This window comes from Pseudoalteromonas sp. MBR-15, assembly GCF_053628915.1.
In genome coordinates this window covers 41,216-52,391 of record NZ_JBRJHH010000001.1, presented here as the reverse complement: position 1 = coordinate 52,391, position 11,176 = coordinate 41,216, and the positions used below count along the sequence as shown (strand labels likewise).

Sequence of the window (11,176 nt, the reverse complement as noted above, 5' to 3'; positions counted from 1 at the left end):
TAATTAGCTTTTGGTAATAGTTATAATTCATGAAACAATGTCCTTTGTTTAAGTTTGCTAGTTCTCTTGCTCTTATGGATAATCTAGAGGAGTAACTGCTGACCAACCTTCGTGTTTTGGTGCATTTTTATAGGTGCTGATGCCCCCAAACTCAGTTGTAATCACTTTTCCTCTACGGTGCATCATGCCTCTGATTTTATTAACCTCAGTACTGGCATCAAAAACAGGTTGACCGTTGTGATCTTCAATAAGCCAAATATTTTTCTCAGAAAACTCAATCTCTGGTAATTTGTAGTCTGCTAATAACTGTTGAAAATGGCCTTGGTTGAATAACCCATCTACCAACAAAGGTTTGGCACTTTGAGTCCTGATTACATATATTTCGTTTGGCAGACCTTTGCCTTGCTTATAGATAGCAAACAAGGTTTCGGTAAGTACTTGAGGGCTAGCCCCTGTGATGATGAGTAATATGTGTTTCATTCAATTTCCTTTTGATGAAACTGAATAATATCTGAATATTAAATAAAATCAAAAAGTATGAGACGAATGCTATTTTTATGACTTATTGACGATAAATGTTTTGCGAACTTCTCTGAATACCTAAATTTAAAAAAAGAGTAGCACGCTACTCCTTCATTGCCCTCAAGCCACGCCTTACATTATCGTTGGCAATACGCTTTGCATTACCAAAATAGAAAAGTATATTTGCATACAATTCCCTCACTCGTATTATCAGAGTGAACTCTGACTACTCAGGCATTGAGTAGTGAGCCGGCAACGTGCGGCTCGAAGTGAATTTAGAATAAGCGATTAAGGGGCTACATTTATTGTTTGGAGTACATAAATGGTGCAATAGGATCACTTAGCTTTGTAACTAAGTTGGCCTTATCTTTTGGGTCATCAAACCACGCATATCTAACAGCAGCGGGGTTACTAACACTCTCACTCCAAGCGACTAATAAGTTACCGATAAGCCTAGTTTGCGCACTGTGAAAATTTCCTTGCTGGTCCCCTACCTCAATTCCAATGGCATTGGCTGCAACCGACTTATTTATCATTATTGTATCTGTGAATCTGATCACAACTTGTGTGTATCTAAAGCTGACCTTATCAATTGCCGCATCTACATATTGATTTATGTTTCCGTAAATATTGTAGAGTATTGATCTTGCAATCCTTTCAGCTAAAGGGTGCTTTTTCCTAGGATGAACATCTTCGGCCTCACCTTGATCATAACTAACAACTAAAGAAACATTCGATAGTTCATTTGCGACTTCGCTTTGTAGTTGTCTGTACTCAGCCCACGGGCGGTTAAGTCCAGGTAATTGAACTATATAAAACGGTAATGAAGGTTCATCCCAGGTTTGGCGCCATTCTTTAATCAGTGTTTTTAGTTTTAGTTTGTTTAAATCTTTTGAAAAGTAAGGTTCAAGCTTTTGCTTTTCAGTCATCGGTGCATTCGATTCACCTTGATACCAAATAACTCCTTTCATCTGAAAAGGTGAAAGAGGTTTAACACTTGAATCAAAAATAAAGCCAGGTTCATAAGGATGATGCGCTAATTTTTTTAAAGGAAACTGCTCTGTCCATGAAGATAAATTATAGAGTGCTCGGTCTCTGCACCATGGCATAATACTCTTTATCCAGTCGTTAGCTAAAGGTGCCAATTCAGGGATAGAGGCTAATGTTTGTTTACTAATAAAGTTTTCAGTCATCGTACCGCCGACGGATATATTTATAATACCCACGGGGACATCTAACTCTTTTTGTAATTTAGCTGCAAAATAGAAAGCAACAGCCGAAAAAGTAGCATTGCTTTGTTGCGAACTCAGTTTCCAACCATCTGTTTTTAAATAATTAGATTCATTGAGTTTGGCTAATTTATCGACAGAAAAAACAACCTCATCAGGGTAAAAGTCATCGTTATAATAATCCAGCAAGCGAATCACATTATTACTCGATTTAGCTAACTCACTATCTGCACCAACAGTTTTACTAACTTCAAAGCGCATGTTTGATTGTCCTGCTGCCAACCATACTTCGCCAATGAGTACATCTTTAAAGACCTTATGACTATTAGATGTAGTAATAGTCAAATCACTTGCCTCGTAACCACCGTCCATGGCATCAAGTAATACTTGCCAGTCTCCATACTCATTCGCTTTAGTCGTTTTCAATTGCTTGGCATAACTAACTTCAATAACCTGCTCTGGTTCAGCCTTGCCCCAAATAGGTATGGATTTTTTTTGCTGTAAAATCATATGGTCACTAAATACACTCGGCATTTCCAAACAAAACCCGGATGTAATAGAGCTAATAATTAAACTTAAATACAAAATCACTTTAAATTTAGTCACACCAAGCCTCTGTATTAACTTACTTTATTAGCAAATGATTTAAAGTTAATCGCCTCAAGCTCGGCTGACATTGCTTTAAACTCATCATCAGAAAGGTTTTGGAATGGAGTACGGTTACCACCTAAATCTAAACCTATTACTTTCATAATTTGTTTCCCAGCAACGATATTGCCTCTAAACTTTGCAATAACATCAATTAAATCAAGTGACTGATATTGAAGCTGTTGTGCTTTTTCCAAGTCACCCTCAGCAAACGCTTTCCTTATACCTGTATATAAGTCAGCGGCATAGTTAAATGTGCCACCTATACAACCAGTTGCTCCACCAAAGGCTAGTGAAGGAAGCAGTGTTTCATCTTGTCCATGAAGCATATCGTACTTGCCATCTTCATAGCGTCTGCACTGTGTATACTCGTATAAGCTTTCGAAAGTATATTTAATACCTGCAAAATTAAGAATTCTATTATCTACAGCTTTTAATAAAGCAAGCATAGAGATGTTTACACCGGTAAAGGCCGGAATATGGTAATAGTAAAATGGCAGTTCAGGGGTTACTGAAGCGATTTGCTCACAGTATGCTGCTAACTCTTCAACACGATTGATCTTTGGAAAAAGTGGCCCCATCACACTCGTTGCATACGCGCCAATTTCAGCTGCATGCATAGCAAGTTTTTGGCTAGTACGAACACTATTACTACCAACATGAACGATAACTTTAAAATTCTCAGGCGCGGCATTTACCCACGCTTGAGCACAATCCATGCGTTCTTCATCAGTTAATAAATGCCCCTCGCCTGATGAGCCATTAACAAAAACACCTGATACTCCATGATTTACCAACATTTCAATATATCGAGGGATAACTGACAGGTTGATACTGCCATCGTCGTTAAACGCTGTGAATGGCGCATTGATTAACCCATTAATTTTTTGCATTTTGTTTCCTTATTAATAAAACTGTTCACCCTGGATCCAGGTATTTTTGACGTGATATTCACCGTTACTTTCTTGCCCGAGCAACACAAAATTAGCATCAGCACCAACAGCTATTTGTCCAATAGATGTCGCTAATCCTAGGAGTTGTGCAGGGTAACGGCTTGCCATGTTTATTGATTCAGCAAAAGACGTGTTCAGCATTTTTCGGCTATTATTCACAGCGCTAATCATGTCTAATGCTGAACCAGCTAATTGGCCTGTATGACTTACAAGCTTGTCTTGTGCTAATGAAATTTGATGACCATCAAAGTGAAAGGCCTGCTGCTGACTTCCGATAGTCGACATAGCATCTGTGACTAAAATTAGTTTTCCCTTCGGCTTTGCTCTGTAAGCGACTTTCGCGACTGCAGGGTGAACATGATGACCATCTAAAATAATTCCAGTCCAGCATCGGTCATCACTAAGTGCCGCCCCGACCATATTTGGATCTCGTGAAGCTAGCTGCGACATTGCATTGAATAAATGTGTGAAGCCAATAGCTCCTGCTTCGATACATTTAACAACATCTTCATATTCAGCATTTGAGTGACCAAGGCACACAATGACCTCATGTTCGACAAGATAACTAATTTGGGCCGGTGAAATTGATTCTGGAGCCACAGTTACCATTACTTTCCCTAAGTCATTGCGACAATATATCTTCAGCTCATCTTCTGTGATCTTGCGAATGTGTTGACTATTGTGGATACCCTTTTTAAAGATGCTTAAATGAGGGCCTTCAAAGTGAACACCTGCGATACCTGGTATTTCTTGCTTAATAGCTTTACTGACAATTTCAGCAGCCTCTTGCAATTTTGCAATGTCACTTGTGATCAAAGTTGGCAATAGGCTTGTTGTGCCAAACATTGCATGCGCTTTAACCATTTTTTGTAGGGTCTCTAACGTTGTTTCATGGTTAAATAATGCACCGCCACCGCCATTAACTTGAGTGTCAATAAAGCCCGGTACCATGACACCATCTAGCTCAATACAAGGCTCATGGTAGTAAGTAACTATTTCTGCGACTTTGCCATTAACAACCCTTATTGCTTTATCATCATGAAATTGCACACCATCAAAAAGTTGAGTAGGTTTAAAAATCATCGGTCTTCCATTATTTGTAATGTGGGCATACCGCCCACATCTGAACTGAGCAAGGTTAGAAGTTAAGCTTTAAGCCCGCATAAAATGAACGACCATATAAGTCATAAGCGGTACCGTTAGTTAGCGTACCAACCTGATAATACTTATGGGTTTGCGTAAGCTGTGGAGGCTGTTTATCAAAAACATTTTTAATGCCAAAATAGGCGTTAATTGAGTCAGAGAAGCTATAGCTGATGCGCGCATCATGATATGTACGAGATTCAATCTCATTTAACTCATCTGTCATCAAGGTGTTGTCGTTACGGTCTTTAGTGCTGTCCCAATAACGTAATTGCCAATAAAGATTAAAGTTTTCGATACTATATGAAGCGTTGATATTAAAGCGTAGTTTTGGAAATAACACTTCACCTTCAAGATGCTGTGTATCGCCAGATTCTATACCCGTAATGCTGTATTCATCGATGTAGTTGGCAGCTAACCCAAGATATAAATCACCGACATCTAAGTTTGTTTGATACGAAACATCTAAATCAATACCACTGGTTTTGATAATGTTTTCATTACCTGAAGCTGAGTTAACATCTAGTGCGGCACCTGAACGGCCATCACGACGAACTAACCCTCCACAATTTGCATCAAATTCACTAGGGTCAACACTGTAACAACGATTTAAAATAACTGTACGGTCTGTTTTAGCAATTGCGTCATCAATTTCTATATCGTAATAATCAATCGACATCTGTAAGTCGTCTAACCACTCAGGTGTTAATACGATACCTAACGTTAGCGTGTCAGCTTTCTCTTCTTTTACGTTTTCAGAACCACTTAATAGACCTGAAGTATTCTGGCTTTCAACTTGTGTAAGAACAAATGCTCCATCGCTATCAATACGGTTTTGGATTGCACTTATAGAACGACAGTTATCAGCAATGTTGCCAGTATCTGCATTGCTAATACCATTACATGGGTCTACAACAAATGCTGCTGTTGCGGTACCACCTGCGAAAAGGTCACTCACATTAGGTGCTCTCACTGCTGTTGCTAAAGCACCACGCAATTTAATTGAATCTGAAATTGGAGCATCGATACCAATAGTCCAGTTAGTCGTGGTTCCAACAGATGAGTAATCACCTACGCGTACAGCAAAATCAAGATTAAGTTGCTCTAAAATTGGAACGTGCAGTTCAGCAAAAACGTCAACAACATCAAATTCCCCTTTTGTTTTTGCAATTCGACTGCCACGCACTATTCCTGCTTGTCTTAATGGATCTGGAGTCTCTTGACCTTTTTCTTTACGGTACTCAACACCAGCAGCAAAACCTAGGTTGTTTACATCATCACTGAAAGCAAAATCAATATCGCCAGCAATGACTGATGTCACAACATATTGTTCGATTGAACCGTTTAACCCTGTATCTGCTGCAAGATAATTTACGGCCTCTTGCGAGATACCATCATATGCAAATGGATTAAATGGGACACAGCCACTAATGCGAGCAATATCATCGGCACATTGATATCCGCCGGCTCCGTCACTTTCAATATCCAAAGCATAACGAGCACGTTCAAGATTGATATCACCATGATTTTTTTGGTTTTGGTCTGTAACACCATAGGTGGCGCTAACATTAAGATAAATACTATCTGTAAGGTCATATTCGTAATCACCTGCAACGCGGAATGTCGAACGCACATTTTCAGCACCACGATCACCGAATTCATATAGGCGACGGAAGGTTAAGCTCACATCGTCTAGATTAGTTATACCATCTTGCAATAAGGCATTACCTAAATCAGTACCTGCAAACCAAGGGTGCGTCGCAATATCTATCCCTGTAGTGCCACCACGTGATAACTTGAAGATATCGTTACGTGTATCAAGAGGAATAGGTTCCATGCGAGTGCGTGACTCAACTCGCGAGTAATTTGCCGTAAAGTTAAGACGTGATTTATCATCCAAATCAAGTGATAACCCCGTTGCCGCAAATGTTCTATTCAATGGGGTGATCATTGAGCGGTATTCATGGAAATTGAATGCATCTGATGTTTCAACATCACCAGTTCGTACAAATGGAGTGCCATCACCTTTATAACCACCAATTCGGCCTTCAGGGATATGTGATGAACCAACAAACTGCGGCGTATCAGCCAGACCATCACCATCGGTGTCAACAGAGTCTAAATGAACACTTGAATAATCGCGGTCTGTTGCTTTTAGACCTTCATCATCAGAATAACCTAGTGAGAACCAAGCGTTTCCGCTATCGAAGTTATGGCCCACTGTAAACTCTAAATCTGTAGTACCTGCGGCACCGGCTTCTGTTTCACCCTTTTGTAATTTAACCGCTACGCCATCAAAGTTCTTTTTCAGAATAATATTCACAACACCTGCGATTGCATCTGAGCCATAAGCTGCAGATTGACCACCGGTTAATACTTCAACACGTTGAATCATTGTTGTAGGAATAGTATTTAGATCTACACCATACCCTGAACCAACAGACATCCCTGACACATAACGTTTACCGTCAACTAAAACTAGCGTTCTTGAAGAGCCTAAATTTCTTAACGCTATAGTATTCAGGCCACCATCCTGCTCACTTGAGTTTGAACTTGAAGATGTTGTATCACCAACAATTGATGGAATTTTACCGAGTAAGTCACCAACGTTAACGGCACCTACCCCCTCGATATCATCAGAATCTACAACTTTGATAGGTGATGGAGATTCGAAATCACCTTTTCTAATGTGTGAACCTGTTACTAGAATTTTTTCAACCTCTGCTGTTGCTTCAGGTTGCTCCTCTGCAAATGCAAAGTTACTTGCTGCAGCTCCAACACAAATGCTGAGGAGCGATTTTGAAAATAGCGTGGTCAGTTTATTACTCATGTGATGTACCCCGTTGATAGATTATGATCAGCTTTAAGCTGTATTGTTGTTAACCTGTTATACCAGCATACCAACTGTTCAGTTTTTGTCAAAAGGATCTAACAGAAAAAATACAATATTTTTGTAATGTATTGATAAATATGAAATTTAAAAGCAGGCTATCATGGAGGAAATCCATTGATAGCCTACTGGAAGGGGAAGATTAATTAACTGCGTTGATATTTAAATTGATAAATTTAATATGAGTGCTGCCTGTAGCCTCATATAAAACAGCTATTGTTCCATCACTTAGAGTTATGATGTCAGAGTATGCACTGAAGCCATAAACGATTTGAGTAGGAGAATTAAAGCTCACTCCTTCGTCTTCGCTCACCCAGATACCTAAATCATATCGATTAGCGCCTGCAGGGTTACCAATTGGTGCCGACACTAAAATCTTATTCTCTGCATCTCCCTGAATAGTCGAACTAAAGCGCGTAATACCAATATCGACTTTAGACACAACAAGATCATGAGTTGTTTGCTGCCAAGTAATTCCGCCATCATTACTCAAAAAGTGATAACGTGTACCGGCTGCAGAGCCATCATTTCTTGCTGTCATCAAAATTCGACCGTCATTTAGCTCAACAAAGTCTGCTTCTGTAGGCCCTGAAATTGGGGTTAAGTTTCCTTTATCCCAACTTGCTCCATTATCATCACTGAACACACTCACAACATAAAATAAACTATCAGAGGCACGCACAATAGCAGGGAAAATAAGCCGACCATTATGACTTCCTTGCGCTGAAGACTGCCATTTTAGTTGTATACCATGACCTGGGCCGGCATTAATTGAACGCCAAGTAGGGTCTTTAACTTCATCACTAACGTTAACGGTATTTGACCACGTTTGTCCGTTGTCAGTGCTTGATTTAAAAAGTAGGTAGTTAGGATCATCTGGACCAGTACAGTTGCCATTTTGTGCGCACAAATCGAGCCACTGAGTGTAAAAAACAAATATAGTGTTAGTTGACTCATCAACTAAAGGTCTAGGGTCAGAAAAATCGTATTGTGAACTTTCTTCGATAATTTGCACCGGTTGCCAAGTTTTCCCTAAGTCTAAAGAGCGCTTGAGTGAGATATTTATTAAACCACTTGCACCAGGATCAGCTCCATTAGGACGCCCCTCACTAAAAGCCAAAAGCGTATTATCTTGAGACTGAACAATAGATGGTATACGGTAGTTAGACATACCATTTATACCTTCAGCGCCACCTACGAATACACTGCTAAGTGCTATCGGCTGAGTGCTATCAGTTACTTCAAAGCGAACATTTTTGTAATTTGCAACACCACTTGTGCCTGATGAACCATTGCCAAAGACGATGACATTTTGATTTGATGCTGAGCCTGACCAACTAGTTACTTTTTCACCATCAAACCAAAAAGTGGCTTGTTGAGAACTTGCATCATATTTTACTTCATAGTCATGATATTGATCTGAGCCTTGCTGCGAAACTAGTGTGTATTGTGCATCACCCTCAACATCAGCAACGAGTGCACCACTTGAATCAATTTTCAAATTAACTAAGTAACGTTTATTACCATTTGCATAGTAATTTGTAATGTAGGAACCAGACAGGACTTTAACTGTACTATACATAGACCAGCCATAATTTGTCGCGTCTAAGTTTGTTTGTGAGTCAGGAATAACTTCCCACTCGGCTTTACCAGCACTACCATCGGCTTGCCATACAGTATCACCATTATCATCTAGCAAACTACCTTGCCCTTGAAGGGTGGAGTCATTTGTCCAACCTAACAAATCAGGCGAAGCATCTAAGTTACTATTAAATAGAGCAACAACATTATTTGGGCGAGTTTTTAAGGCTGCTTCAGCTTTACTTAATATAGAAGAATAGATTTCAGTACTTGATATTTCTCCAGAGAAATACCATTGACCGCCACCATTATCTTCGTTTCGACCTATGTTCATAGAACTTAGGCTGTCGACACTATTTAAAAATGAAGTCGATGAGTTTTGAGCTAGCAATTCACCATCTACGAGAATGCTAGTACCATTTTCATCAGTTAAAACCACCGTTTTATGTTCACGGTTATCATTAAACGCCTTTGTTGTTTTCAAGTTATTTATGAAGGCGCCGTTTTCTCTGGCATGGATGCGTAATGTACCATCTCCGTCGATTACTAATGCATATTCGCTTGATGCCTCGTTCGCATTGGATACGCTGAATAATGTTCCAGTTGTGCCTGTTGCTTTAAAAGCTGAATAGATACTGCCTTTAGTTAAGGAGTTAACTAGATCTAAATCAGAATCAAGTGATACATACGTAGAAGATCCATTAAAACTAGTTGTTGATGTGTCCCATTGCTTAACAAGTTCAGCATAAGCTAATGAGCTATTTAGGAGTAAGAAGCTAGTCGTTAAAAAGCTAGCTCCGATCGTATTTCTCATGTTTTCCTCACATTCTAATAAAGCCCTTACAATGAAGGGGTAACTTTATTACGTGACTAAACAACAAAATTAGTTACGCAAAGTGGTTGTCATCACAACAGCAAAAGCGTGAACCTTTATATGAGACACTGGTATGATAGGTCAATAGTTACACCTTTAGAATACGAAAAAACTCTTAATGTTTATTTTTTGTTAATTATTAATGCTCGATATATGGCCGGCGTTCTCTCTACAGCTTTAATCTCTCCAGATAACCAATATACAAACTTCTGATCTAAAACCGTCTGTAATGGCCCTGCGCCACCATAAAATGGCACACGTTTATTCAAAGTAAGCCATTCATTATTTGGAATATTGAAAATAAATTGCTGGCGGCTGAAGTTAAATTCCTCAGGTGACATTGCAAAATATTTTTTCTTAAAATTAATTAACTCTTCACCTTCCAACGTAGTGAGTTGTTTTAAGGCATCATCAAATACATTTTTATTCACCCCACCCAAGATCAAAACATGCTGGTCATCCAAAGCTAATGCGCTTCCCCCTGCCACAGAGAAAGGTTTTCCACTAAAGGTTATTTCAGATAACGCTTGCCAATTGAGTTGCTCGAAGTCAAAACTGTAACTATCTGTTAGTACATGAGAAGTACCATTTGGTGTTTGGGCAATACCAGAAAAAATATAAAACTTGTTAGCAATTCTTGTGCTTGCAAATTGCACTCGGGGTAAGCCTGGAATAGAAGTAACTTCGCAAGCACTTTTAGAGAAGGAATAACGACACATTTGTGCTTGGGCTTTTCCATCCCAACTGCCAGCAAACAAATATAACTCATTATTGAAAATATCAGCCGCACCATTTGACCATGTAAACGGCAAAGTAGTAATTTGACGAGTATGTACTTGAAGCTGACGATCAAGCGTTAGCTCAAGTACGACATTCATATCTCCATTTTCATTCTTACCACCAACTAGCCATAAGCCATTCTCTGTTTTGATCGTCGCTCCATATGCCTGAGGAACTGGTAATTGGCCTTGTGCAACTAGGTCAAAAGCTCCATTTTGAATATCATACACATACACGTTGCTATGAAAGACTTTGTTTGCCTTATCAAAAACAGGATGTCCATTCGGAAAGTTTGCTCCACCTGCAATGACTAAGTAATGATCTATTATTCCTGTAAACATAGCGGATAATCCAATAGGCTTACCTTGGCTATCTTTACTTTCTAACTCCGCTACTTTCTGCCACTGTAAATCGAATGTTTGCTTATATAAATCCTTTGCCATTAGATTCTTTGATATCAGCAAAGCAAAGCCTAAGATTATAATTCGTAACACTTTTAACCCTTTTTAAAATATAAAAACCTAATCTTAAAGATTAGGTTTTGGTTCTAACACAG

General features: G+C 39.2%; 7 protein-coding genes. All 7 read right to left on the bottom strand.

Going from position 1 to position 11,176, the window contains the following annotated elements:
* Positions 1-72: 72 nt before the first annotated feature.
* Positions 73-480, bottom strand: coding sequence for a CRISPR-associated ring nuclease (locus tag ACSSVW_RS00200; RefSeq protein WP_454178591.1), 408 nt, complete (start codon positions 478-480; stop codon positions 73-75).
* 344 nt (positions 481-824) lie between these two features.
* A complete protein-coding gene (locus ACSSVW_RS00195; protein WP_454178590.1) occupies positions 825-2,357 on the bottom strand; it encodes a sialate O-acetylesterase in 1,533 nt (510 codons plus the stop codon).
* Between the two features lie 14 nt (positions 2,358-2,371).
* Entirely contained in the window at positions 2,372-3,292 is a 921-nt protein-coding gene (locus tag ACSSVW_RS00190; protein ID WP_454178589.1) for a dihydrodipicolinate synthase family protein, read from the bottom strand.
* 12 nt (positions 3,293-3,304) lie between these two features.
* A complete protein-coding gene (nagA, locus tag ACSSVW_RS00185) occupies positions 3,305-4,435 on the bottom strand; it encodes an N-acetylglucosamine-6-phosphate deacetylase (protein ID WP_454178588.1) in 1,131 nt (376 codons plus the stop codon).
* Between the two features lie 55 nt (positions 4,436-4,490).
* Positions 4,491-7,325, bottom strand: a complete 2,835-nt coding sequence (locus tag ACSSVW_RS00180) for a TonB-dependent receptor domain-containing protein (RefSeq protein ID WP_055022404.1) — start codon at positions 7,323-7,325, stop codon at positions 4,491-4,493.
* Between the two features lie 202 nt (positions 7,326-7,527).
* Positions 7,528-9,780 (bottom strand): exo-alpha-sialidase, encoded by a 2,253-nt coding sequence (locus ACSSVW_RS00175; RefSeq protein WP_454178587.1) that lies wholly within the window; start codon positions 9,778-9,780, stop codon positions 7,528-7,530.
* Between the two features lie 182 nt (positions 9,781-9,962).
* A complete protein-coding gene (locus ACSSVW_RS00170; protein ID WP_454178586.1) occupies positions 9,963-11,063 on the bottom strand; it encodes a cyclically-permuted mutarotase family protein in 1,101 nt (366 codons plus the stop codon).
* Between the last annotated feature and the right edge of the window lie 113 nt (positions 11,064-11,176).